The organism is Olleya sediminilitoris, assembly GCF_016785945.1.
Lineage (GTDB): Bacteria > Bacteroidota > Bacteroidia > Flavobacteriales > Flavobacteriaceae > Olleya > Olleya sediminilitoris.
The window spans coordinates 49,007-74,789 of sequence record NZ_JAEMEF010000005.1 but is presented as its reverse complement, the minus strand read 5'-3'; the positions used below and the strand labels follow the sequence as shown (position 1 = coordinate 74,789).

Here is a 25,783-nt window from a genome sequence, read left to right as displayed (position 1 = left end):
TACCATTTGAAATCAGAATTTTTAAAATACCAAGCTCAAACATCACCTTATCCTTTGGCGCTAGAAATTTCTCATGCTAAAGGAAGTTATATTTACGATACTAACAAAAAAGCTTATCTAGATTTTGTTGCTGGTGTCTCTGCTTGTACGTTAGGTCATAGTCATCCAAAAGTAATTGAGGCCATAAAAAACCAAGCCGATAAATATTTACATGTTATGGTTTATGGCGAGTACGCACAACAACCTGCTGTACAACTTTGCCAATTCATGGCTAAACATTTACCAGATCCTTTGGAAGCCACATATTTAGTTAATTCTGGGACTGAGGCTATTGAAGGCGCTATTAAATTAGCACGTCGTGTCACAGGTCGTAGTCAGATTATTGCTGCACACAATGCCTATCATGGTAATACAATGGGATCCTTAAGTCTAATGGATTTTGAAGAGCGCAAAGCGCCTTTTAGACCTTTATTACCAGACATTAGTCATATCACCTTTAATTACGAACCTCACTTTAAACACATTACACAAAAAACAGCTGCTGTAATTGTTGAAACTATTCAAGGAGGAGCTGGATTTATAGAACCTACAAATGATTATTTAGCCAAACTCAAAACTAGATGCCATGAGGTTGGAGCGCTTTTAATACTAGATGAAATACAACCAGGTATAGGACGTACAGGTAAGCTCTTTGGTTTTCAAAATTACAATGTAATACCTGACATTGTTGTCACTGGTAAAGGTCTTGGTGGAGGTCTTCCAATTGGAGCATTTACTGCCTCTAAGACACACATGGACACATTACAAAATAGTCCAAAATTAGGTCACATTACTACATTTGGTGGTAATCCATTAATAGCTGCTTCTGCTTTAGCAACATTAAAACAAGTTGTAAATAGTAACTTAATGTCAGAAGTACTAAACAAAGAAAAATTAATAAAAAAACATCTCAAACACCCTTTAATCACTAAAATTAGAGGTCGTGGTCTCATGTTAGCTGCACTAACAACATCTGAAGACATCACCAATCAAGTCATCTTAGAATCTCAAAACCAAGGTTTAATACTCTTTTGGTTACTTTTTGAGCCTAAAGCAATAAGGATAACTCCTCCATTAACTATAAGTAATGAAGAGCTAATTAAAGGTTGTGGCATCATAATTGACCTATTAAATAAAATAAGTGACCAAAATAAAAGTTAAGTTACTACAAATCACCCAAAAACACATTTAAACCTACAATTGTTGATTACTTTGTTAAAAACAAAAAAGTTTTTTAGCGTATACAAAGTAATAGAACAGTACATTTATTACACTAGAAATACCTAAACAATGCCTATGGAGTTTAGTCAAGAAGAACCACATAAAGTTTCGCTTAAAAAATTTGAATCGATGTTAAAAACAAACAATGTGTTGTTTTTTGATTCAAGCGAATTTGAAAATATAATACACCATTACCTTAATCAAGGTAAAGTATCCTTAGCAAAAAAAGCTATAAAATTAGGTTTAGATCAACACCCAACATCTACAAACCTAAAATTATTTCAAGTTGAAATTTATGTTTTCGAAAATAAGCTAAAAGAAGCAAATCAGCTTTTAGATGCTTTGTATATTTTAGAACCTTCAAATGAAGAAATATACATTCAAAAAGCAAATATATTATCCAAAGAAGATAAGCATGAAGCTGCTATTAAGGTTTTAAAAACAGCTTTAGATTTAGCTGAAGAAACCTCAGAACTTCATTCTTTAATCGGAATGGAATACTTATTCCTAGATAAATTTCAAGAAGCTAAACATAGTTTTATGCGTTGTTTATCAGAAGACTCTGAAGATTATTCTTCTTTACACAATGTAATGTATTGTTTTGATTTTTTAAATGAAAACAACGAAGCCATAAAGTTTTTAAACGAATATTTAGATAACAACCCTTATTCAGAGGTTGGTTGGCATCAATTAGGAAAGCAATATTATGCAATTAAAGAATATACAAAATCATTAAACGCTTTTGATTTTGCAATAATATCGGATGACCGTTTTGTTGGTGCGTACCTTGAAAAAGGGAAAGTACTAGAAAAATTAAAACGTTATAATGAAGCTATTGAAAATTATGCTTTAACTCTAGAATTAGACGACCCAACATCTTTTGCTTTATTACGCTTAGGATGTTGTCATGAAAAACTAGGACAAGATGATTTAGCAAAACAATACTACTATAAAACAGTTAAAGAAGATCCTTTATTAGACAAAGGATGGATTGCTATTACCAAGTTTTACAACAAACAAAAAAACTATCAAAAAGCTTTATATTATATTAATAAAGCTATTAATATAGATAGTGAAAACGTTGTGTACTGGAAGCTTTTTGCTCAAATAAACCATAGATTAAATTATCTTGAAGAAGCTGAAAGAGGCTACAAACGTGCTTTAGAGTTAGGTAATTACGAGTTAAATTCTTGGCTACAAAGAACCGATATTCTATTACAATTAGGAGAAAATGAAGCTGCAAGCTTAAACTTGATACAAGCAGCCGAGTTTTATCCTGAAGAATCTGAAATAGAATTTAGATTAGCTGGTATATATTATAGTATTCTAGAAACAGAAAAAGGAAGTTATCATCTTAAAAATGCATGGACAATAAACCCTGAAAACGCAATAATTATAGAAGAGCTATTCCCTACAATTTATAAGTCTTTAACCTTTAAAAAAGCATTAAATAAACTACAATAATCCAAATTAAAACGATTTTTACATACCTTTGGTTAGTAACAAAAATCAAATTATGCAAAGACGGTTAAAAGATTATCTTTTAATAAGTTTAAAAGGTATGGCAATGGGAGCTGCTGATGCAGTTCCTGGTGTTTCTGGAGGAACAATTGCTTTTATTTCAGGTATATATGAAGAGTTAATTGCTACAATTAGTGGTGTAAATCTCTCATTATTTAAAACCCTTAAGTCTGAAGGGGTTTCTGCATTTTGGAAACAACTAAATGGCAATTTCCTACTGGCTTTATTAACGGGAATAGTAATTAGCTTTGTATCATTCATGCGTTTGGCTAAATATTTACTAGAACACCATCCAGTCTTAATTTGGTCATTCTTTTTTGGATTAATTATTGCCAGTATCTTATTTATAGGAAAACAAATAACCAAATGGTCAGTTGTAACAATAGTAGCTGTAATAATTGGTGCTGTAACTGCTTTTTATTTGACTAGCTTACCATCCTTAGCTAGTAATAGTAGCTCATACTTTTTATTAATTGCTGGTGCAATTGCCATTTGCGCAATGATTCTACCAGGTATTTCAGGTAGTTTTATATTAGTAATACTAGGTGCTTATAAAACTTTAAGTGATGCCTTTCATGATTTTGATATAAAAAAAATAGCTTTATTTGGTACAGGTGCAGTTATTGGACTTTTAAGTTTCAGTCACGTTTTAAAATGGTTATTTAAAAATTATCATAACACGACTTTAGCTATATTAACAGGTTTTATTTTAGGCTCATTAAATAAAGTTTGGCCTTGGAAAAAAACAGTTTCGGTAATGGTTGAAGAGACTGGTAAAGTCGTCCCTTTTAATACCGTTACGGACTTTGGAACACTATCGTTTTATCAAAAAACAACTAACGATTTTGAAACCTATAAAACCGTTTTAGAACAAAGTGTTTACCCATTAAATTACAGCGAAATAAACAATTACTTGGCACAACCACAAACAACTCTAGCAATAGGATTAATGGTTGCTGGATTTTTAACTATTTTTATTCTTGAAAAAGTAGGGAACAAAGCTAAATAAATGGAAAACTTAACAACCTTTAAAGATAAATTATTCCTTGTTTTAAAAGGGATAGGTATGGGAGCAGCTAATAAAGTTCCTGGTGTATCTGGAGGTGTCGTTGCTTTTGTCGCTGGTTTTTATGAAGAGTTTATCCAATCTTTACAAAAAGTAAACGGAACTGCTGTAAAACTTTTGTTTAAAGGAGAGTTTAAATTATTTTACCAATATATAAATGGTCATTTTTTAAGCTTGCTTTTTCTAGGGATGATTATTAGTTATTTTAGTATTTCAAAACTCTTAGACTACTTAATCACACATTACCACCTTTATGTTTGGAGTGTCTTTTTTGGTATGATTATAGGATCTATTTATTATATAAGTAAAGATTTTAAAGACTGGAAAACCACAACTTACATTGCACTAATCATAGGCACAGCAATTGGTGTTAGTATTAGTTTTTTAGATCCTGCAACACAAAACGATAATCTATTGTTTGTGTTTTTTTGTGGTATAATTAGTGTTTCGGGTATGACATTACCTGGTTTTTCGGGTTCATTTATTTTAATATTATTAGGCAATTATGTTTTACTGTTAGTAGACTCGGTCAATGCTTTATATGATACCGTTTCAGATATTTTGGTTGGAGATTTTAGTTTTACTGCTAATATAGAGCGCATCAGGATGCTAAAAGTTTTGGCTGTATTTACATTAGGCTCTGTTGTAGGTCTAGTCACATTTTCTCATGTTTTAAATTATATTTTAAAACATTATAAAAGTGTAACATTAGCTTCAATCATTGGGTTCATAATAGGATCATTAGGTGTCGTTTGGCCTTTCAAACAAACCATATATAAAATGTCAACAAACAATACTTTTATTTTAGACTCTAAAGGTCATAAAATAGTAGAAAATTATCATCGCTATTTACCAGAGCTTAATACACAAACCTACCTTGCTATTTTTTATACCATAATGGGAATAGCAATAGTATTAGCATTAGAAATTTATGGAAATAAAACATCTCAATCACATGCGTAAATACGGATTAATTGGTAAGGATATCTCCTACTCTTTCTCGCAAAATTATTTTACAATAAAATTTAAAGACGAAGCAATTACTGATGCAACTTACCAAAATTTTGACATTCAGGACATTGAAGCCTTTAAGACTAATATCCTAAAAACAGATAACTTATCAGGTTTAAATGTCACTATTCCTTATAAAGAAACTATAATACCTTTTTTAGATAAACTAGATAAAAAAGCAAAAAAAATAGGTGCTGTTAACACTGTAAAACTCACAAAAAAAGGGCAACTTAAAGGCTACAATACAGATATTTACGGATTTAAAAAAACAATAAAACCTCATTTAAAAAAACGTCACAAGCAAGCATTAATACTTGGTACTGGAGGTGCCAGTAAAGCTATTGCATTTGTATTAAATCAATTAAATATAGAGTACCGTTTTGTATCACGTAAAGCTTCAAAAAAAGCAGCTTTCACGTATGATACGCTAACCGAAGAAGATATCAAAAAACATAAACTAATTATTAATTGTTCTCCTGTTGGGACATTTCCGGATGTGAATGAAGCGCCTAAAATTCCTTATGACGGGATTTCTTCTAAACACATTTTGTTTGATTTAATATATAATCCATCAGAAACTGTGTTTCTTAAAAACGGTAAAAATAAAGGCGCAACAACCATTAATGGTTATGATATGTTGGTTTTTCAAGCCGAAAAATCATGGAAAATCTGGAATAAATAATTTAAAACCAAGAGTAAACCCTTAAAATATTGGTAGTTTTTGAAGTAGTTATTATCTTTAAAAGCTGAAATACATAAAAACAAATTAAAACATTTATAAAATGTCAGAGCTAGATAACCTGCAAAACGCAGATGGAACGGAAGAAAATATTAAAAACGTACAACCTGAGACACCTCAAGAAACGACTTCTGTAACAGAAGAAAACGATGAAGTGTTAAATGAAATTGACGATTCTAATGCTGAGGATGCAGAAGATGAAGGAAACAGCGAGCGTCATAACATTGAAGACAAGGATTACGAGTCACTTAACCTTGAACAATTGGTTATAGAAATTGAACGTTTAGTTAAAAACGAAAAAGTTCAAGCTATAAAAAAACATGTGGATGCTATCAAAACAGAATTTGACAAGCAATTCAGTCAACAGTTAGACGAAAAAAAGGAAGAGTTTTTAAGTAATGGTGGTAACGAGATTGATTTTAGATACAACTCTCCATTACAACGTAGCTTTAAAGATAGCTACAAAGACTTTAGACAACGTTTAAATGCGCATTACAAAAATATCGAGCAAAATCACAAACAAAATCTGACTAATAGATTAGAGATTATTGAGGCTATCAAAGCATTAACAGAAGATGCAGAAGACTCAATGAATACTAAATACAAAAAATTTAAAGAGCTACAAGAACAGTGGAAGATTGCTGGTCCAATACCTCGTGACAAGTACAACAATGCTTGGAATAGCTACCATTTTAATGTTGAACGTTTTTATGATTTACTTCATTTAGACAGAGATTTACGTGATAAAGATTTTGCACATAATTTAGAATTAAAAACTAAAATTATTGAGCAAGCTGAAGCGCTAGCTAATGACGAAAATACTAACAGAGCCTTTAGAGAACTTCAAAATTTACACAAAATTTGGAAGGAAGAATTAGGTCCTGTTGCCAGAGAACATAGAGAACCAATTTGGGATCGCTTTAAAGAAGCGACCAAAAAAATAAATGCTAAACGTCAAGACTATTTTAAAAATCTTGATAAGGTTTATGAGCAAAATTTAATTAACAAACAGGCTATAATTACTTTAATTGAAGAAAAAGCTAACGAAAACATCACTAATCATAGTGGATGGCAAAATAAAATTAAAGAAATTGAAGCTTTAAGAGAAGAATTTTTTAAAGCAGGAAAAGTTCCAATTAAAGTTAACGAAGCTACTTGGACTAGCTTTAAAGAAGCAGTTAGAGGTTTTAATAGAAAGAAAAACGATTTTTATAAAAGCTTAAAAAAGGATCAATATGATAACCTTGAAAAAAAGCTAGCATTAATTAAAATAGCAGAAGAAAATAAAGATAGTGAAGATTTTCAAGCGACAACACAATTAATGAAAAAAATCCAAGGGGATTGGAAGCGTATTGGACATGTCCCAAGAAAGGATAGTGATAAAATCTGGAAGCAATTTAAAAGTGCTTGTAACCATTACTTTGATCGTATAAAAGAACAACGCAATGCTGCTAGTGCTGAAGAAGAAGTTGCTTATACTGAAAAACAAACACTATTAGCTGAAGTTAAAAATTTAGCTTTAACTGGAGAACAGAAAACAGATTTAGCAACTATTAAAGAACAAATCAATAGTTGGAAAACAATTGGTCGAGTACCACGTAATAAACGTCAAATTGAAAGTGATTTTAATGATGCTTTAGATGGATTATTTAAATCTTTAGATTTAAATAAAACTGAAGCTGAATTAATAAAGTTTGAAAATAAGTTAGACCAATTGACTTCTGGAGACGACACTAAAGCTCTTGATAACGAGCGTTTTTACATTCAGAAAAAAGTAGATGAAATTAAAGGTGAAATTAATCAATTAGAAAATAACCTTCAGTTTTTCTCTAACGTAAAATCTGACAATCCTTTAGTTAAAGATGTACATAAAAACATTAAAAAGCATAAAGACAGCTTAGTTTTATGGACTACTAAACTTAAAAAGATAAAAAGTCTATATTAAATAGTAATCACTAATAATAAAAAAGCCTGCTAGATAAATCTTGCAGGCTTTTTTTATGGTTTAAATCTATGTTACAAAAAGTCCTAAAAAACCAAAACCTACTTCTAAAAGAAGTAGGTTATTGGATCCTAACTAAACTAACCAATTATTTCTCTTCGCTTACAAGAAATAATATATGTAATGACATCATAAGTGATGTATGCTATTAATCAACTATTACTTTAAAAAAGCTTGTGTCATTTGTTATATATACGTCGCAATTATAGTTTTGGATTACGAAAAATAAAAAAAAGCGTTTTTTTTTATTTTTATTCAAAAAACGCTGTGTTTACAAAGCTTTGGAAAGGGATAATAATTTAAAAGAAATTATCTTCATTCCAAAAAATTTCTAATTACTGCTTTTTGGCTTCCTCCCAAAAAAGTAGGCGTATTTGAAAATCCTCTAACAGATTTTCTAATTACTGTTTTTTGGCTTCCTCCCAAAAAATAGAGGTATTTGAAAATCCTCTAATAGATTTTCTAATTACTGTTTTTTGGCTTCCTCCCAAAAAATAGAGGTATTTGAAAATCCTCTAATAGATTTTCCAATTACTGTTTCTTGGCTTCTCCCAAAAAAAGCAGACGTATTTGAAAATCCTCTAACAGATTTTCTAATTACTGTTTTTTGGCTTCTTCCCAAAAAACATCCATTTCACCCAAAGTCATGTCTTTTAGTTCTTTGTTTATTGCTTTAGCTTGAGCCTCTAAATATTGAAAACGTTTTTTAAATTTTTTATTGGTACGTTCTAAAGCATTTTCTGGATTAATATTTAGGAACCTAGCATAATTTACCATAGAAAATAAAACGTCTCCAAACTCGTCTTCCATAGCATCAGCATCACCTTTATCTACCTCTACTTTAAATTCATTAAGCTCCTCCTCTACTTTTTCCCAAACTTGTTCTGGTTTTTCCCAATCAAAACCAACTCCTGCTACTTTTTCCTGAATACGACTTGCTTTAACTAAAGCTGGTAAACTATTAGGTACACCTTCAAGCACACTTGTTTTACCTTCTTTTAATTTTAAATTTTCCCAATTACGCTTTACATCTTCTTCATTTTCTACTTTTACATCTCCATAAATGTGTGGATGCCTATGGATAAGTTTTTCGCAAATACTATTACATACGTCTGCAATATCAAAAGCGTTTTTCTCGCTACCTATTTTGGCATAAAACACCATATGAAGCATTAAGTCTCCTATTTCTTTTTTAACCTCTTCCAAATCGTTATCTAAAATAGCATCACCTAGCTCATAAGTTTCTTCAATAGTTAAATGACGTAAGGTTTCCATGGTTTGTTTTTTATCCCATGGACATTGTGCTCTTAACTCGTCCATAATAGTTAGTAAACGGTCAAATGCTTTAAGTTGATCTGCTCTAGAATTCATTTTAAAATAGGTTTTTGTAAAAATACGTTGATTGTTTGAGCTTAAAAAACTAAACAAAAAAATCCAGCGTATGCTGGATTTTTAATATTAATAAGTATCTAAATACTATTCTTCTTCGTCTGTTGCTGCTGCTTTATCAGCTTCTTCAAAGTTTAACATGTCATTTTTGTGTAACATATTATACCATTGTATTACTTTTTTGATGTCACTTGCATAAACACGATCTTCATCATAATCAGGTAATACATCAAAGAAATATTCTTCTAACTTGTCCTTAGACTCTTTGTGGCTAATACTAGTTTCAGCTCCATTTTCTTTGTCTTTAATTTTATTAAAAACGTCTTTTAATGGTACTTCTTCTGATAGAGTATAAATTGCTATTTCGCTTAAAATACTAACGTTTTGTTGTATTCCTACAGACATACGTCTGTTGTCAATTAAAGATTCGGCAATAAAACCACCTCTAGTTTGAGTTACTAATTTATATAATCCTGGTTTACCTGCTATTGCTAATACTTTATCTAAAGCCATATATTGTTTTTATTGTTATTATCCGTTTTTAAGTTTGCTCTGGTTAAAACAGAGTTAAAAAATAGGATGGCAAATATCTTATGTTAGTTTGGGTTTTCCAAACGTTTAACGTTTCTTTTTCATTAAAGGAAACTTCATACGATAATCTACATTAATTTTTCCTTTTGAAATGTTGGTTAATTTACCCTTAATTAATCGCTTTTTTAAGGCAGATAAATGGTCTGTAAACAAAATCCCTTCGATGTGATCATACTCATGCTGAAAAACTCTTGCAGCTAAACCATCTAATTCCATCGTTTGTTTATTAAAATCTTCATCATAATATTCGATTTTAATATTAGGTTTTCTAAACACATCTTCTCTTACATCAGGAATACTTAAACAACCTTCGTTAAAAACCCACTCATCACCAGTTTCTTCTAAAATCACTGGATTAATAAATGTATGTTTAAAGTTTTTTAAAAACTTTATTTGATCTGCATCAAGATTATCTTCATCGTCTGCAAAAGGGGTTGCATCAACAATAAACAAACGTATTGATAATCCTATTTGAGGCGCTGCTAATCCTACTCCAAATGAGCCATACATAGTCTCGTACATGTTGGCTATTAGTTCTTTTAATTTAGGATAGTCCTCAAGAATATCTTTTGCTTTTCTTTTTAAAACGGGATCGCCATAAGCGACTATTGGTAATATCATACTATTATTATTGATTGTAAAGGTAGCTTTGTAAAATTATGGTTGCACTAACCTCATCTAAAAGCGCTTTATTTTGTCTTTGTTTTTTCTTTAACCCACTATCTATTAGTGTTTGTGTTGCCATTTTAGAGGTAAATCGTTCATCCACACGTTTTATTGGTACGTTTGGAAAGGCTTTTTCTAGTTTAACTAAAAACGGAATAATTAACGCTTCACTTTCTGAAGGTGTATTATTCATTTGTTTTGGTTCTCCTACTAAAAAAAGCTCTACTTGTTCTTTACCTAAATATTCTTTTAAATAAGACAGCAACTCTTTGGTATTAACTGTTGTTAAACCAGATGCAATAATTTGCAGCTCATCGGTAACTGCTAAACCTGTTCTTACTTTTCCGTAATCTATTGCTAAAATGCGAGCCATGTTAAATTTTGTACAAATTTATAGTTTTCTACTCTTAACACCTTAAATATTGTGCCATATTTTAATTTTTACGAATTATATTTGTGTCAAACAAAAATTGACATGACAGAATTACAAAAAACGATAGAAAGCGCTTGGGATAACCGAGAGCTTTTAACCGAAACAAAAACCATTGAAGCTATAAGAGAAGTTGTTAACCTTTTAGATTTAGGAAAACTACGTGTAGCAGAACCTACAAATGATGGATGGCAAGTTAACGAATGGGTAAAAAAAGCAGTTGTTTTATACTTCCCAATTCAAAAAATGGAAACATTAGAAGCTGGTATTTTTGAATATCACGACAAAATCCCACTAAAAACGGGTTATAAAGAAAAAGGAATTAGAGTGGTACCAAACGCAGTTGCACGTCATGGTGCTTATATATCTGCAGGAACTATTTTAATGCCAAGTTACGTTAATATTGGTGCTTACGTAGATGAAGGAACGATGGTTGACACATGGGCTACTGTTGGTAGTTGCGCACAGATTGGTAAAAATGTACACTTATCTGGTGGTGTTGGTATTGGTGGTGTATTAGAACCTTTACAAGCATCTCCTGTTATTATTGAAGATGGTGCTTTTATTGGATCACGTTGTATAGTTGTTGAAGGTGTACACGTAGAAAAAGAAGCTGTTTTAGGTGCAAATGTTGTTTTAACAATGAGCACAAAAATTATTGATGTAACTGGTGATGAGCCTGTAGAAATGAAAGGTCGCGTACCTGCAAGATCTGTAGTTATTCCTGGAAGTTATACTAAAACCTTTGCTGCAGGAGAATTTCAAGTACCTTGTGCATTAATAATTGGTAAACGTAAAGAAAGTACAAATAAGAAAACATCTTTAAATGATGCTTTAAGAGAATATGATGTAGCTGTTTAAATAGCACAGCATTATTAAATAAAAAAAGCCTCTAAAAAATATTTTAGAGGCTTTTTTAGTTTATATATTATTTTTTAAACTGCATTTTTCTACCGCTACGTCTCAGTTTTTTACTATTAATTTTTAGTTGAAATGCTCGGCTATACTTCAACATTAAATCATGTGTGTCTTGATAAGATTTATTGTAAAGCTTGGCATAAGTTTCAGCTAAAACTTTAATCATTGTTTTGGATAACCATAAACGTCTAAAATTATGCATTCGCTTATCAAAAGTCATGGTTTCAAAACGCATTCTATTTAAATCTATTAAATAAAACTGATAACCACCATTGCCTTTTGTAATTAATGTATTTCCAGGTGAATGATCCAAAAAGTTAATATTGTTTTGATGTAGTTTAAACGTAAAATCAGCAAACTGTTGTAAAATTATTTCACGTTCAGGAAAACTTGGATTGTGTATTAACTCTCTAAACTCAAAGTCATAATCAATATGTTTACTAATATAATAACTAGTTTTCAATCCTGATACAGTACTGTTTTCTATATAAGCTATAGGAAAAGGTGTAGATATCGAGCAGTTAATTAGCTTATTTGCATACTCAAAAGATCGTTTTGCTTTACTAGGACGTATATATTTATACACAAAACTATTAAAGGCATTAGGCACTTTAAAAGATTTGACATTTAGTTTTAATCCTTCAATCTCAAATGCTTTAATAACATTACGTTGACCAATAGTTACTGCCTCTCCAGAGGTTTCAAACGCTGAAATAAGTTGTAATAACTGAGGCTTTAAATGTTGATATTTTGGGTGACAGTGTATGATAATTGGTTATTTTAATATTATTCAAAGATATATTAAAGTAAATTTTAATAAAAGCCTATAAAATTATATTTTGCGCAAAAGCGGAAAAAAAAAGAAAATACGCGTTAAAACTTTAGACTGAAAGAGGTCAGCATACATGAAAAAAATTCTTGTCATACAAAATAAACGTATTGGTGATGTATTGATAGCATCAGTAATTGCTCAGAATATGAAAACCATTTATCCAGATAGTCAAATAGATTATTTGGTATATGACTATACAACTGGTGTGATTAACAACCATCCAGCAATTGACAATATTATAGCTGTAAACGAAAAAGAATTAAAACAGTTTATGGTCATGAAACGTTTGATTAAACGTATAAAAAAAACCAATTATGATGTGATTTTTGATCCTTACACTAAGCTTCAAAGTCGATTGATTTGTTATTTTTCTGGTGCAGACATGCGTATTGGATTTCAAAAAAGAGGCAAAAATCCTTGGTTTAAATTTTACACTCACACTGTACCTTTACTTGAAGAAAAAACACACATTAGTGGTAAAGCTATTCAAGATAGAGTTAATATGTTTAACAGCTTTTTTAAATTACCAGAAGACAAAATAGATTATCAACCACATATTGTTTTAACTGAATCTGAAAAACAATATGATGCTTTAGACAAATACAATAAACCTGCTATAATGCTAGGTGTTTTAGGAAGTACACCTCAAAAATCTATGCCATATCAGTACATAGTATCTGTTATAGATTATATTACCTCTAACTATGACATTAATGTGTTATTTAATTACGCTCCTGATCAAAAGGACGATGCCTTAAATATATATAACCAATGTCAAAATAAAGACAATATCATTATTGACCTTTACGAAGATAGTATTAGAGGTTTTATTACTTTAATGAATAAGTGCGAGCTACTTGTTGGTAATGAAGGTGGTGTTGTACACATTGCAAAAGCATTAGACAAACCGACTTTTACAATTTTTTCTCCTTATGTTTTAAAAGAACATTGGGCTAGTTTTGAAGATGGTAAACTACATACATCTATACATTTACTTGAAGAAAAACCAAACTTATTTGATGAGTTTAGTGTTGAACAAAGACGCAAGATAGAAGAAAATCCACACGAATTATACCGTATGTTAACGCCAGAAATGATTTTAACAAAATTGGTTCCGTTTTTAGATTTTCATTTAAAAGCTTTTAAAAATTAAGCTTTTTTTACAATTCCGTAGTCAGTCCAAGCCTTTTTTTCGTTTTTAGTAACCTCTCTAATAGCTCTGTTTTTAGCAATAGATGCTTCATTTTTATAACCACGTTTATGATCTAAATGAATACAAATTGCAGAATACCTAATCTGCTTGCTTTGTATTCCTAAATTCATTAAACGCTCACCAAGCTCACGATCTTGGCCACCATATTGCATACGTTCATCCAAACCATTAACAGCAACAATGTCTTTTTTCCAACCTGAGGCATTGTGTCCATTCCAACTTGCATTGGTTGGTGTAATAGCATTTAACACTTTAGACTTTAAACCTTTAGCAGTTAACTTATTATTTTTAAAAGAGGATTTTAAACCATTTTTTTTAAGCCATTTTAAATTAAAGCAGTTGGCTTTGTAGATATCTTCTTTAGTGATTGCATGAGAAATATCCATAGGCAACATAAAATAACCTCCAGATAAAAAATAACCAATTTCACGCTCTTTAACATGCACTTCTACAAAGTCATGACGTGGTATACAGTCTCCATCAGACATAATAATATATTCTGATGTGCATTGTGTAATTGATTTATTTAAAATTTCAGATTTCTGAAATCCATTATCCTCATGCCATACATGAATAATAGGATAAAAGACTTCTTCCTGTATTGTTTTTATTAAATCTATGGTCTCTTGTTTAGAACCATCGTCTGCAATTACGATTTCAAAATTACGGTAGGTTTGATTATTGTAACCATACAGCACTTTTGCTAACCATTCAGGAGAATTATAAGTGCTAATTATTATTGAAGTATCTATTTTCATTATAGCTACAAAGATAAAATTATTTTAGTAATTTTGGTTTTTATATGGACGCTATTACTGTAATTATACCAACTTATAACGAGGAAGCTTATTTAGAGCAGGCAATACAATCTGTTGGGTTTGCTTCTCAAATTATTGTTGTTGACTCTAATAGCACAGACAATACTGTTGCTATTGCTAAAAAAATGGGTTGTGAAGTCTATTTACGTGCATTTGATAATTTTTCTAATCAAAAAAATCACGCGTTACAATTTGCAAAAGGCGACTGGATTTTATTTGTAGATGCAGACGAACGCATACCTTATGCCTTACAACAGGAAATATTTGAAGCCATTAAAAGTAACAAACATGCTGGCTATAAGTTAAACTTTCCGCATTATTATATGAATCGTTTTTTATACCATCATAGTGACAATGTAACACGATTAGTAAAACGTAACAACTGTAAATTTGAAGGTTTGGTCCACGAAAAACTGATTATTGATGGCACTATTGGACAATTAAAAAATCCTGTGCTTCATTTTACCTACAAAGGATTACTTCACTATATTAGTAAAAAAGATAGCTATGCTTGGTTTCAGGCAGAGCAAATGCTTAAAAAAGGTAAAAAGGCTACTTATTTCCATTTAGCATTTAAACCCTTTTATCGTTTTTTTAGTAGTTATATATTACGTCGTGGATTTATGGATGGTATTCCTGGATTAACTGTTGCAAGCGTTAATGCCTATGGTGTATTTTCAAGATACGTTAAGCTAATCTTACTACAAAAAAGGATTAGATAAATACAGTTTAACTGTAACTGTTAAAACCAGCTTTTCCCCTTTTTTAGCTTTCGCTGAAAGACTTTCATACTGTCATCACCTTTAATATCCAGACGCTGAATTTCGTAATGATTTTTAAACGGAAATTTATTGACTCTATTTCCTATTCGTAAACCATAAGCAATATTATTATCCTTTAAACATTTAAAAAAAGCATGTTGCTCCTCTCCTGTTTTTGGGTATTTCCCGTAAGGATATGCCAAAGTATTATTGATTTCAAGATTGTTATTAATTATAAAATCTTTACATAAATCAAAGTCTGCTTGGATCTCTTTAATTGATAATTGGTCATAACGTTGATGTGCAAAACTATGTAAACCTAACTCAATATTATCGGTATTTAAACTCTGTAATTGTTCCACAGACATAATAGGCTCTTCACCTTCATCCCAAGTATTAACACCATTTACGTACTTAAACGGAATGTAAAAACAAGCCTTTAAATTATATTTTAAAAATAATGGATAAGCTAATTCTAATTGATTAACATACACATCATCAAACGTGATTATTACTGCTTTTTCAGGAAAATCTTTAGCAGAGTTAAATTGCTGTAAATCTTTAAAATGCAACGTCCTATAACCATTTGCTTTTAGGTATAACAATTGCTTTTCTAAAATTTTGACATCAATAGTTAACCCTTTACTCTCTTGAGATTTAGAGGTTACACTATGATACATTAAAATGGGTAATTTTGGCACGTTACTTTAATTTGAATAATCTACAGACAAATATATAAAGCCTAATGGTTATATTTGGCAAAAATCTGACTTTCTCTTGCATGATAACTGCTCTAGCAATAACTTATAACGAAGCACATAATATAAAACGCTATATTAATAGTATGTCTTTTGCAGATGAAATTATTATAGTAGACTCTTATAGCACAGATACCACTGAAGCTTTAGCCAAACATCCAAAAGTCACTTTTATAAAGCGCGTTTTTGATGATTTTTCCTCGCAAAAAAATTATGCAATTAGCTTAGCAAAACATGATTGGGTCACTTTTTTTGATTTAGATGAAGAAGTACCTGAAGCATTAGCTACTGAAATTGTAGCAACCGTTAGATCAAAACCAGAAGCAAAAGCATTCCGCGTAAAGCGTGATTACCATTTTATGGGAAAACGTATTAAATATAGTGGTTTTCAGACAGACGTAGCTGTTCGTTTGTTTAATAAAAATAATTGTAAATACAATGGTAAATTAGTACATGAAAGTATAGAAACTAATGCTAAAATCGGCAAATTAAAATCTCATGTAAAACATCAAACCTATACAGATTTTGACAACTACAATCAAAAACTAACACAATATAGTAAACTACAAGCAGAAGCTTTATTTAAAAAAAATGTACGTCCAAATTTGTATCATTTTTTATTTAGACCTTGGTACAGATTTATGCACCAATACTTTTTAAGGTTTGGATTTTTAGATGGTAAAGAAGGTTTTATTATTTGTTATGTCCATGCATTTTCGGTATTTAAACGCTATATACAATTGTGGACTATGTATCGTAAAATAGATTAAGGTAAATACTTATCTACTCCATTTATAGCCCATTTAATAGTTTCGTTAATAGTTTTTTGCTCAATACTATCATTAATTTCAAATCTATTTCTAGACTTTTCGTTGTGATAAATATGAAACACAATGCCTCTATAACGCAAACGTCTAGCTTGCAAACCATTATTATGCATTCTTAACACTAATTCAGAATCTTCTCTTCCCCAACCAGTTATATCTTCATTATAACCATTAACAGCAATAAAATCTTTTTTAAAGAAAGAGGTGTTACAACCTCTAAATTTACTTGAAAACTCTGTATTTGGTTTATATAATTTACTTAACATTGGAATGTGTAAAGCACGAGTACGTTTTTTTATTCCTTTTGAAAAAGCTGTAAAAAACGTTTGTTTAGTGTTAAACAACGTTTTTAAATAATCTTTTTGAATATTAACTCTAGAACCAAATAAATAAGTGTTTTTTTGAACAAACTGTAAATGGTCTTTAATAAAATGCGGATGCATGATACAATCTCCATCGACCTGAATTATATAATCTCCTGATGATTTTGCTATTGCTTTATTTAAAATATGGGCTTTTTTAAATCCTTCGTCTTTTTGCCAAATATGAATCAAAGGAATTTCAAATTTTGTCTTAAAACTATCAATTAAAACTTTAGTATTATTAGTTGACCCATCATCTGCAATAATAACTTCATTAGGTAACTGACTTTGGTTTAATGCACTTTGTAAAACTAAATCTAATGCTTCTGGCCAATTATAAGTAGCTATTAATAAGGTTGTTTTTAAATCTTTCATATTAAAAATAAGATTCAAATTCGATTTTACTTTTATTAAAAATCTTTAAAAATTTAAACCATTGCCCAAAATTTTTCTTCAATAAAAAAGACTTTGTTGGTGCCAAAGTTTCATCTTTTTCTACTAAATTTTTAATTTCACTTAAATCATGTGTTGGAAAATATCCTAAGCTTTTCCAAATTTCTGGATCTAAATAAAAGAGGTTTTTTAATTCTTTGTAATTATTTTTATTTGCTTTTTGCCATTTTGGAAAAAACTGATCGTTAAGCTCATGAGAATGTCCCCAATTATCTAGTTTAAATTTTAAAGACGCCTCGTCTCTAGACAAACACTCGTGTAACAATACATTATTTGTATAAATCACACGCTCTTTACTATTTCTGGCGTATTTATAATTGGGGTAATTAGTAGCTAACATTACTTTTGTAGGCTGATCAACGTAAAGCATTCCGTCTTCTAAATACTTATAAATGTTAATTAAAAAACCAGAAATTTGAACTGGATTTTTCTTAGGGTTATCTAAAAAATGATCATGTTGACGTAATGTTTTAACAAACTGAGAAAAATCAATAAAAATTTCGTCACTATCAACTTGTACTAACCAATTACCTATACCCATTTTTAATGACAACATGTGACGTTCACGTGTGTCATTCTGTATAGCGTTTAATTCAGGCACAAAAAAATTGTCTTTATAAATTTCAATTTTATTGTGCTTATCAAAATTTGAAAGCCATTCAAAAAAAGCAGGATCAACATCAAAAGTTTCACCTTTCCAGGTACGTTGTTTATGGTCTAAAGCTAGATAAATTTTATCCGCTTGTTCATAAACTGGAGGAATAGACAGTTTTAATTTCTCGTAGTCATAAGACATTAAAAAACCAACAACAATATTTTTCATTATAAATAATTAGTTAAACAAAACTAATAAATATTAAAACTTAAGTTAGTCAATCTATTGGTTTTATTTATTTTTACCCAAAAACGACAATTATTTTATGCCTCAAAAAATTTGTGTTATTAGTTTTGACCATTGGAATTATGATTACCATATTGCTACTACTTTAAATAGTTTAGGGCATGAAGCAACACACATTAAAATAGGAAATTACAAACATAAAAACTTAAAAGACCAAGTTATAAATTCCTTTAGTAAAGTAATTTTAAAAAAGAATTTAAAAAAGATAAAACGACAGGATTATATTATTGAATGCTTGAATACATTAGGGCCTCAAGACCAAATTCTTGTTATAAACCCTGAAGTTATTGATTTAAAACATCATGCAAAAATAAAAAAACATACTAAAAGATATATAGCTTACTTATACGATAGTGTAGCTAGAAACCCAATTGAACATCTTCTTGATGGATTGTTTGACTCCATTTTTTCTTTTGACAAAAACGACATTAATCATTATGGTTTTAATCACATCTCAAACTACAATTATTTAGAAAAAATAACATCTAAAATAAAACCGTCGTTCGATGTCGTCTATTTAGGGTCATTCGATGAAAGGCTACTAAAACTCATTCCCATCATAGAATTTTTAAAAGCACAAAAAATAAGTTTCAAATGTATTATTGTTGGAAAAAACAAAGCCTTAAATTACATAAAAGAAGAATATGGGCATGTAATAGAGTTTACCCAGAATTCTTTATCACAAGAGCAATTGATCAATTTTTACAGGTCAGGAGAGACAATTATAGATTTAATTAGAGACGAGCAAACAGGCCTAAGTTTCAGATTTTTTGAAGCAATGGCTATTCAAAAAAAAATCATAACTAATAATTCTAATTGTAAAAATTATGATTTTTATGACTCTAATAATATTGTTGTAATTGATAAAAAAATTGATATCAAAAAAACATTTTTTAAGTCAAATTACAAAGCGATACCAAAAAATATATATTACAAATACACATTAGAAAATTGGGTGAAAAAAGTTTTTAATTTATGAGTTTTTAGAATTGAATAATTTCTTTCTAAAATGTCTGATTTTCCTACTTTTAATTTTTATCTCCTGTAATAAATATAAAACCTGTAAGATTATAACATTAGACTTTTTACTAATTGAATTAGCATAATTTAAATACTCATCAACTTGATTATCTATGTTAAACTTATTTAACACAATTTCCCTTAGTTTTTGACCATCTGTAGCGTTATATTTTTTAAATTCTAAAACCAAATCTTCGATTTCAAATTGCTTTTTAAAAAATCTACCTGAGCAATTATTTTTAACACACAAATCTACCATTTCAGGTTTCAAATAGCCATCGGCAAAACTTTTAGCATACTCTCGTTCATCATAAACTAAAACTGTTCTACCACAAGCCATAGCATCATAAGCAGATCTTCCTAAACCTACAATCAAATCAGCTTCATTAATATCATTCTCAATATTCCATATTGGATTAATGTATTTATTAAACTTTCTAAAGTTTAAGTTTAAATTTTGACATGCAGCTTCTATTTTAGCATTAGCTAAACTTGATTGGCTTAAACTTAAAACATTAGTCAATTTTTTATTTATTGTTTTTTTTGCATCAAATCTCTGACAATTAATACCATTAAAAATTAACTTAGCAACAAATCCTTTGTTTTTCAAAAAGCTAACAACCTCATCAGAAATACCAACATGGCCATCAGCGTACCTATTAGGCTGCTCTAATTTTGGAAAAATGCCATGACATGTTTGTATTAAAAGCCCTCTTCTACTTAAATAATTTACACAGGTATTATGATTAGCTAAAATTAAGTCATAATTAGCTTTATCCATAAAATTAACACCAAGATTGTTTTCAATCCTCTTAGATGTTTCACCTTTTTTAAAGGTAAAATACTCTACATTAAAACCTTTTTTAAGTAAAGCTTCAATCAATGTAAAAGTAAAAGTTTCAGTACCACCTATAGCTTCTAAATGATTGGTTGCTACTAAAATGTTTTTTATATTCATATTAAATACTATATCGAGGCATAAAAGTAAGTATATCCATTAAAATAATTTAATTTTGTAACATAATTAAATCCAATGAAAGAAGAAATAGAAAAAGCAATCCAAACCCTTAAACAAGGTGGTTTAATACTTTACCCAACTGACACTGTTTGGGGAATTGGTTGCGACGCTACAAATGCTAATGCTGTTAGAAAAGTATATAATTTAAAACAACGTGAAGACAATAAAGCACTAATCTGTTTGGTTAACAATTATAGTATGCTTGAAAGACATGTAGACAATGTTCCGAAAATGGCTTATACTATTTTAGATATTGCAGACAAACCTACAACAGTAATCTATGATTCTCCTGCTGGTATTGCAGAAAATTTAGTAGCTAAAGACAATACTTTAGCTATTAGAATTGTTGATCATAAATTTTGCGAAAAACTAATCAAATATTTTGGTCGTCCAATTGTATCTACCTCTGCCAATATTAGTGGTCAACCTACACCAAATTCGTTTAAAGAAATAAGCGAAGCTATTTTAAAAGGTGTGGATTATGTCGTAAATTTGCAAAACGAAAATAAAAACGCAAAACCATCAACAATTATTAAGTTATCTAACAATGGTGGAGTTAAAATTATTCGTGAGTAAATAGCACCAATGAATTACAAAGCAGCACTACAAAACCCTATATTTAAAATTATATCTCAAGCCTCTAAAAATCTAAACTTAGACAGCTATGTTATTGGTGGTTTTGTACGTGATTTTTTGCTTAAACGTGGCACTGCAAAAGATATTGATATTGTTGCAATTGGTAGTGGTATTGAGCTAGCAAGAGCTGTAGCACAATTATTACCAAACAAGCCTAAAGTACAAGTTTTTAAAACCTATGGAACAGCAATGTTACGTTATAATGACATTGAAATTGAATTTGTAGGAGCTAGAAAAGAATCTTATAACGAAGATAGTCGAAATCCAATTGTCGAAAACGGAACGTTACAAGACGATCAAAACCGAAGAGACTTTACCATTAACGCATTAGCCTTAAACTTATCGGAAACTAATTTTGGTGATTTATTAGACCCTTTTAACGGTATTGAAGATTTAGACAACAAGATAATTAAAACACCTTTAAACCCAGACATTACATACAGCGACGATCCTTTACGTATGATGCGTGCTATTAGATTTGCAACACAATTAGATTTTATAATTGAAGCAGAATCTTTAAATGCAATAACAAGAAATAGCGACCGTATCAAGATTATTACTAAAGAGCGTATTGTTGTTGAACTAAATAAAATAATTGAAAGTAAAATACCTTCCAAAGGGTTTTTATTATTAGAAAAAACAGGACTTTTAAAACATTTCTTACCAGAAATAACAAACCTTAAAGGTATTGATGAGGTTGAAGGACAAAAACACAAAGATAATTTTTACCACACTTTAGAAGTGGTAGACAACATATCCAAACATACGGATAATCTTTGGTTGCGTTGGGCTGCATTGTTACACGATATAGGAAAAGCACCAACCAAACGGTTTAGCAAAAAAGTAGGTTGGACATTTCATGGTCATGAATTTGAAGGTTCAAAAATGGTATACCATTTATTTAAAAGGTTAAAAATGCCATTAAATGACAAAATGAAATTTGTCCAAAAAATGGTATTTATGAGCTCTAGACCTATTGTTTTAGCTCAAGATATTGTTACAGATTCTGCTGTAAGACGTTTAGTATTTGATGCAGGAGATTATGTTGATGATTTAATGACACTTTGTGAAGCTGACATTACGACCAAAAACCCTAAAAAGTTTAATAAATACCATAACAACTTTAAAATTGTTAGAGAAAAAATTATTGAAGTAGAAGAAAAAGATCACGTACGTAACTTTCAACCTCCTGTTTCAGGTGAAGAAATTATGAAAACCTTCAATTTAAAACCTTCAAAAGAAATTGGAATTATTAAAGAAGCTATAAAAGAAGCTATTTTGGAAGGAGACATTCCTAACAATCATGAAGCTGCTTTCAATTTAATGTTAGAAAAAGGAAAAGCATTAGGTCTAACCGTTAATTAAGTGATGTATGTTAGAATTAATTAAAACCAATTCTGATAACTCCGACTTTAAAAGTCTTATCATTCAATTAGATGATTTTTTAAAAATTACAGATGGTGAGGACCATGATTTTTATAATCAATACAATGGTTTAGATACAATCAATCATGTTGTTGTTGCTTACATTAAAAACAAACCTGTAGGTTGTGCTGCTTTTAAACCTTTTGATAAATCAACAGTTGAAATTAAACGCATGTTTACTACCAAAGCTGCAAGAGGACAAGGTGTTGCAAAAGCTGTACTAAATCTTTTAGAGATTTGGGCAAAACAATTAGATTATCAATATAGTATTTTAGAAACTGGTATTAGACAACTTGAAGCTATCCAGCTTTACAAAAGCTGTAATTATAAAATCACAGATAATTACGGTCAATATAAAGGTATAGACCAAAGTTTATGCTTTAAAAAAGAATTGTAAGAAAATTTATAAATACATTAGGTTATGAAAAAGGACAACAAAAAGGTCATTTATTGGCTACTAACAGGTTGTGTGCTAATATTTGTAATGGTTATTGTTGGCGGTATAACACGCTTAACACACTCTGGATTATCAATTTCTAATTACAAACTAATTTCTGGTACAATACCACCAATGAACGATGTAGAGTGGCAAGAAGCTTTTAATCTCTATAAACAATACCCAGAATACCAAAAACTAAACACACATTTTAGTATAGAAGAATTTAAAGATATTTACTTCTGGGAATGGATCCATCGCGTCATTGGACGTTTTATTGGTTTGGTCTTTTTCTTTCCATTTTTATATTTTTTAATTACCAAGCAACTTACAAAACCAACTATAAAAAAATCCATTGGATTAATGATACTTGGTGGTTTTCAAGGTTTTTTAGGGTGGTATATGGTTAAAAGCGGATTAATAGACAGACCTGACGTAAGCCATTACAGGTTAGCAATGCATTTAACCACTGCATTTATAACATTTGCAGCAACATTTTGGGTAGCATTAGACTTAATGTTCCCGTTTACCGAAATTAGAAACACTAGATTTAAAAGATTAATTCAAGCAGGTTTATTGGTGCTTATTATACAAATTATATATGGTGCTTTTGTCGCTGGATTGGATGCTGGTTGGATACATAACCATTGGCCAATGATGAGCGAAGGTAAATTTATACATGAAAGCGCTTATATAGAACGTGACACCTTATTTGCCAATTTTACAGAAGGTAAAAGTGGTGTGCAATTTGTACATCGTACATTAGCCTATATTGTGGTTATTTTTATACTTTTTATTTATTTTAAAGGTCAAAAATATATTAACTCACATTACCAGAAAAAAGCATTAAATTTATTATTAGGTTTAGTCTTTTTACAATTTGTACTTGGTGTATTTACATTAATATTACAAGTTCCGGTTTGGTTAGGTGTTGTCCATCAAGTTGGTGCCTTTTTATTATTAAGTGCCATGACATTTACGTTACATCGTTTTAGCAAATAACACCTAAAAACAGTATCTTTACACACTTATTTTTTTATTATGATTTACAGATTTAGAGTTATACTTGATAACGATACAGAAGAAGATATTTTCAGAGATTTTGAAATTCGCGAAAGCGATACTATGGAAGACTTACACAACGTTATTACACAATGTTTTGGCTTTGATGGTACTGAAATGGCATCATTTTATATTAGTGATGAAGAATGGAATCAAGGTGAAGAAATAAGTCTTTTTGACATGAGTGATGGTCTAAATGAAGTCAAGTTAATGAACGAAACTTCTATCTCAGACACAGTACACGAGGCACAAACTAAGCTAATTTATGTGTACGATTTTATGAGTATGTGGACCTTTTTTGTTGAGTTAGCAGAAATTGTTGAAACTGCTGAAGGTGTGGATTATCCAAACCTAATGTATGTACAAGGTCAAGTTCCAACTGAAGCTCCTGATAAAGTTTTTGAAGCTGAAAAAGATGAATTTGACGCAGAATTTGATGATGACTTTAACATTGATGACTACGACAATTTAGATTTTAACGAAAACTGGAATTAAAACCCTTTAGTATTAACATTCTCATAGTTTCGTTTTACAAACGATAATGCGTTTTTTACTATTTGACCCATATTTTGGCTTTTCTTAAACTTTAGATCTAAGGTATAATCATAGATTTTAGATTTTAAAAGTTTAATATGCTCTGGGTTTGATATAGTATCATTTACCATACAATCTAATAATTGATCAATGCGATCGTTGTAACTTATCATACGTTTAGCAACTATGGAACGTTCTTCTATCTTGTATTGATCAATAGATTCTTTTTTAAACTTTTTTGTAACTAACTCAACTAACTTTAAATTTTCTTTAAAAAACTGAGGTCTGTACACATTAAACTTACCTTCGTATGATTGCTGATCAAAATCTATAGCTCTTATTTTAAATACCACATGATCAAAATCATGTGTTGGCACAATCACATAATTATAAGCTCTCATATCTCCTAAAAGCCTAATCATACAACGCTCGTTAAATTTAACAAACTCTTTGGCTATTTGAGATTTTTCAGATTCTGTACAATCATTAAGCATGGTTTTAATAAACTCGTCTCCAGGTATTCCTGCTATATGTTCTTCTATTAAAGTATTACCATGCACCATAAAATTCAAGTTGTACGGAGACAACATATGCTCTAATTCTAATCCATAAATACGTGAAGCATCAGCTTTTTTGACATAAAAATAAGTGTAATTATCATTTAAAATATTTCTAACTTTTATTCTAAAAGGTTTAGAATTACCAAAGGTACAATAGTCAATTGCATCAACATTTAAAAACGGAATTGAAGTTTCATTTCCATCAGAATGTAATCTTGTATATACTTTTTTAAGGCTTAAGTCTATTTCTGCTCTATCAAATTCGCTAAAATAAACACGTACCCAAAGTGTATCATTATCATCTTTATCATAAACCGTAATTGCGCCTTGAAAACGCAGTAAATCGTCATATAAAATGGTGATTTTAGAGTTCCGGTTATATTCTGACAAATAATCATTCAACTTATCACTTATAGGATAGGATGGCTTTTTTTTAGAAATTTTTAAGTCTTTCATAGCTTTATATAGTGTATCAAATTTAAAACTAATTTTTAATTTGTAACATTTTTACAGTACAATCGTCTTACAATTAAACCAACCATTACTAATTATAAATTAGTACTAAAAAACCATT

28 protein-coding genes are annotated in these 25,783 nt (G+C 30.0%); 16 read left to right on the top strand and 12 right to left on the bottom strand.

What is annotated here, in order from left to right:
• Positions 1 to 6 precede the first annotated feature (6 nt).
• From JAO71_RS07535 to JAO71_RS07510, 6 genes are all read left to right on the top strand, one after another.
• The gene (locus tag JAO71_RS07535) at positions 7 to 1,200 is read left to right on the top strand and encodes an aspartate aminotransferase family protein (protein ID WP_202999952.1); all 1,194 of its coding nucleotides are present in this window, start codon (positions 7 to 9) and stop codon (positions 1,198 to 1,200) included.
• 135 nt (positions 1,201 to 1,335) lie between these two features.
• Positions 1,336 to 2,724, top strand: a complete 1,389-nt coding sequence (locus tag JAO71_RS07530; RefSeq protein ID WP_054852909.1) for a tetratricopeptide repeat protein — start codon at positions 1,336 to 1,338, stop codon at positions 2,722 to 2,724.
• Positions 2,725 to 2,776: 52 nt separating this feature from the next.
• The gene (locus JAO71_RS07525) at positions 2,777 to 3,790 is read left to right on the top strand and encodes a DUF368 domain-containing protein (RefSeq protein ID WP_202999945.1); all 1,014 of its coding nucleotides are present in this window, start codon (positions 2,777 to 2,779) and stop codon (positions 3,788 to 3,790) included.
• Positions 3,791 to 4,810, top strand: a complete 1,020-nt coding sequence (locus JAO71_RS07520; RefSeq protein WP_202999943.1) for a DUF368 domain-containing protein — start codon at positions 3,791 to 3,793, stop codon at positions 4,808 to 4,810.
• Positions 4,779 to 5,540, top strand: a complete 762-nt coding sequence (locus tag JAO71_RS07515) for a shikimate dehydrogenase family protein (protein WP_236011206.1) — start codon at positions 4,779 to 4,781, stop codon at positions 5,538 to 5,540. The genes JAO71_RS07520 and JAO71_RS07515 overlap by 32 nt, the downstream gene beginning before the upstream one ends.
• 100 nt (positions 5,541 to 5,640) lie before the next feature.
• Positions 5,641 to 7,542, top strand: a complete 1,902-nt coding sequence (locus tag JAO71_RS07510; RefSeq protein ID WP_202999941.1) for a DUF349 domain-containing protein — start codon at positions 5,641 to 5,643, stop codon at positions 7,540 to 7,542.
• A 523-nt stretch (positions 7,543 to 8,065) separates the two neighbouring features.
• Here JAO71_RS07510 and JAO71_RS07505 read toward each other — a convergent pair.
• From JAO71_RS07505 to ruvX, 5 genes are all read right to left on the bottom strand, one after another.
• Positions 8,066 to 8,221: a hypothetical protein gene (locus JAO71_RS07505; RefSeq protein ID WP_202999939.1), complete on the bottom strand. Its 156-nt coding sequence runs from the start codon at positions 8,219 to 8,221 to the stop codon at positions 8,066 to 8,068.
• Positions 8,197 to 8,970, bottom strand: coding sequence for a nucleoside triphosphate pyrophosphohydrolase (gene mazG / locus JAO71_RS07500; protein ID WP_202999937.1), 774 nt, complete (start codon positions 8,968 to 8,970; stop codon positions 8,197 to 8,199). The genes JAO71_RS07505 and mazG overlap by 25 nt, the downstream gene beginning before the upstream one ends.
• A 105-nt stretch (positions 8,971 to 9,075) precedes the next feature.
• The gene (locus JAO71_RS07495; protein WP_028607021.1) at positions 9,076 to 9,501 is read right to left on the bottom strand and encodes a DUF5606 family protein; all 426 of its coding nucleotides are present in this window, start codon (positions 9,499 to 9,501) and stop codon (positions 9,076 to 9,078) included.
• A 105-nt stretch (positions 9,502 to 9,606) separates the two neighbouring features.
• Positions 9,607 to 10,200, bottom strand: a complete 594-nt coding sequence (gene def, locus JAO71_RS07490; RefSeq protein WP_202999927.1) for a peptide deformylase — start codon at positions 10,198 to 10,200, stop codon at positions 9,607 to 9,609.
• Positions 10,201 to 10,207: 7 nt separating this feature from the next.
• Positions 10,208 to 10,618, bottom strand: a complete 411-nt coding sequence (gene ruvX, locus JAO71_RS07485; protein ID WP_028289471.1) for a Holliday junction resolvase RuvX — start codon at positions 10,616 to 10,618, stop codon at positions 10,208 to 10,210.
• A 102-nt stretch (positions 10,619 to 10,720) separates the two neighbouring features.
• Between ruvX and JAO71_RS07480 the strand changes: the two genes are divergently transcribed.
• A complete protein-coding gene (locus JAO71_RS07480; protein ID WP_028289470.1) occupies positions 10,721 to 11,536 on the top strand; it encodes a 2,3,4,5-tetrahydropyridine-2,6-dicarboxylate N-succinyltransferase in 816 nt (271 codons plus the stop codon).
• Between the two features lie 67 nt (positions 11,537 to 11,603).
• On the opposite strand, the gene JAO71_RS07475 is transcribed toward JAO71_RS07480, so the two are convergent.
• Positions 11,604 to 12,179 carry a lipopolysaccharide kinase InaA family protein gene (locus JAO71_RS07475; RefSeq protein WP_082396290.1) on the bottom strand — a complete coding sequence of 192 codons (576 nt, stop codon included), beginning with the start codon at positions 12,177 to 12,179 and terminating at the stop codon, positions 11,604 to 11,606.
• Between the two features lie 319 nt (positions 12,180 to 12,498).
• Between JAO71_RS07475 and JAO71_RS07470 the strand changes: the two genes are divergently transcribed.
• Positions 12,499 to 13,578: a glycosyltransferase family 9 protein gene (locus JAO71_RS07470; RefSeq protein ID WP_054852867.1), complete on the top strand. Its 1,080-nt coding sequence runs from the start codon at positions 12,499 to 12,501 to the stop codon at positions 13,576 to 13,578.
• Here JAO71_RS07470 and JAO71_RS07465 read toward each other — a convergent pair.
• Entirely contained in the window at positions 13,575 to 14,396 is an 822-nt protein-coding gene (locus JAO71_RS07465) for a glycosyltransferase family 2 protein (RefSeq protein WP_162874913.1), read from the bottom strand. The genes JAO71_RS07470 and JAO71_RS07465 overlap by 4 nt on opposite strands.
• 44 nt (positions 14,397 to 14,440) lie before the next feature.
• Here JAO71_RS07465 and JAO71_RS07460 point away from each other — a divergent pair, with 44 nt between their 5' ends.
• Positions 14,441 to 15,178, top strand: a complete 738-nt coding sequence (locus tag JAO71_RS07460; RefSeq protein ID WP_116824311.1) for a glycosyltransferase family 2 protein — start codon at positions 14,441 to 14,443, stop codon at positions 15,176 to 15,178.
• Positions 15,179 to 15,198: 20 nt separating this feature from the next.
• Here the strand turns inward: JAO71_RS07460 and JAO71_RS07455 are convergent, their stop codons facing one another.
• Entirely contained in the window at positions 15,199 to 15,918 is a 720-nt protein-coding gene (locus JAO71_RS07455) for a polysaccharide deacetylase family protein (RefSeq protein ID WP_317193466.1), read from the bottom strand.
• Positions 15,919 to 15,998: 80 nt separating this feature from the next.
• Here JAO71_RS07455 and JAO71_RS07450 point away from each other — a divergent pair, with 80 nt between their 5' ends.
• The gene (locus JAO71_RS07450; protein WP_116824309.1) at positions 15,999 to 16,745 is read left to right on the top strand and encodes a glycosyltransferase family 2 protein; all 747 of its coding nucleotides are present in this window, start codon (positions 15,999 to 16,001) and stop codon (positions 16,743 to 16,745) included.
• On the opposite strand, the gene JAO71_RS07445 is transcribed toward JAO71_RS07450, so the two are convergent.
• Both JAO71_RS07445 and JAO71_RS07440 read right to left on the bottom strand, forming a co-directional pair.
• On the bottom strand, positions 16,742 to 17,539 hold the full coding sequence (locus JAO71_RS07445; RefSeq protein WP_116824308.1) for a glycosyltransferase family 2 protein: 798 nt from the start codon (positions 17,537 to 17,539) through the stop codon (positions 16,742 to 16,744). The genes JAO71_RS07450 and JAO71_RS07445 overlap by 4 nt on opposite strands.
• A 1-nt stretch (position 17,540) precedes the next feature.
• Entirely contained in the window at positions 17,541 to 18,440 is a 900-nt protein-coding gene (locus JAO71_RS07440) for a hypothetical protein (RefSeq protein ID WP_202999925.1), read from the bottom strand.
• 97 nt (positions 18,441 to 18,537) lie between these two features.
• On the opposite strand from JAO71_RS07440, the gene JAO71_RS07435 reads away from it, so the two are divergent.
• Complete coding sequence (locus JAO71_RS07435; RefSeq protein WP_202999923.1) at positions 18,538 to 19,497, top strand: CgeB family protein; 960 nt, start codon at positions 18,538 to 18,540, stop codon at positions 19,495 to 19,497.
• On the opposite strand, the gene JAO71_RS07430 is transcribed toward JAO71_RS07435, so the two are convergent.
• Complete coding sequence (locus JAO71_RS07430; protein WP_202999922.1) at positions 19,492 to 20,496, bottom strand: glycosyltransferase family protein; 1,005 nt, start codon at positions 20,494 to 20,496, stop codon at positions 19,492 to 19,494. The genes JAO71_RS07435 and JAO71_RS07430 overlap by 6 nt on opposite strands.
• Before the next feature lie 75 nt (positions 20,497 to 20,571).
• Between JAO71_RS07430 and JAO71_RS07425 the strand changes: the two genes are divergently transcribed.
• Genes JAO71_RS07425 through JAO71_RS07405 form a run of 5 tightly spaced genes read left to right on the top strand, consistent with a single transcriptional unit; the run spans position 20,572 to position 24,610 of the window.
• Positions 20,572 to 21,132, top strand: coding sequence for an L-threonylcarbamoyladenylate synthase (locus JAO71_RS07425; protein ID WP_054852875.1), 561 nt, complete (start codon positions 20,572 to 20,574; stop codon positions 21,130 to 21,132).
• Positions 21,133 to 21,141: 9 nt separating this feature from the next.
• Positions 21,142 to 22,557: a CCA tRNA nucleotidyltransferase gene (locus tag JAO71_RS07420; protein ID WP_202999920.1), complete on the top strand. Its 1,416-nt coding sequence runs from the start codon at positions 21,142 to 21,144 to the stop codon at positions 22,555 to 22,557.
• A 7-nt stretch (positions 22,558 to 22,564) separates the two neighbouring features.
• Positions 22,565 to 23,014, top strand: a complete 450-nt coding sequence (locus tag JAO71_RS07415) for a GNAT family N-acetyltransferase (RefSeq protein WP_054852877.1) — start codon at positions 22,565 to 22,567, stop codon at positions 23,012 to 23,014.
• A gap of 24 nt (positions 23,015 to 23,038) precedes the next feature.
• Entirely contained in the window at positions 23,039 to 24,055 is a 1,017-nt protein-coding gene (locus tag JAO71_RS07410) for a COX15/CtaA family protein (protein WP_202999918.1), read from the top strand.
• Positions 24,056 to 24,094: 39 nt separating this feature from the next.
• Positions 24,095 to 24,610 (top strand): IS1096 element passenger TnpR family protein, encoded by a 516-nt coding sequence (locus tag JAO71_RS07405; protein WP_028289456.1) that lies wholly within the window; start codon positions 24,095 to 24,097, stop codon positions 24,608 to 24,610.
• Here the strand turns inward: JAO71_RS07405 and JAO71_RS07400 are convergent.
• A complete protein-coding gene (locus JAO71_RS07400) occupies positions 24,607 to 25,665 on the bottom strand; it encodes a hypothetical protein (RefSeq protein ID WP_028289455.1) in 1,059 nt (352 codons plus the stop codon). The genes JAO71_RS07405 and JAO71_RS07400 overlap by 4 nt on opposite strands.
• Between the last annotated feature and the right edge of the window lie 118 nt (positions 25,666 to 25,783).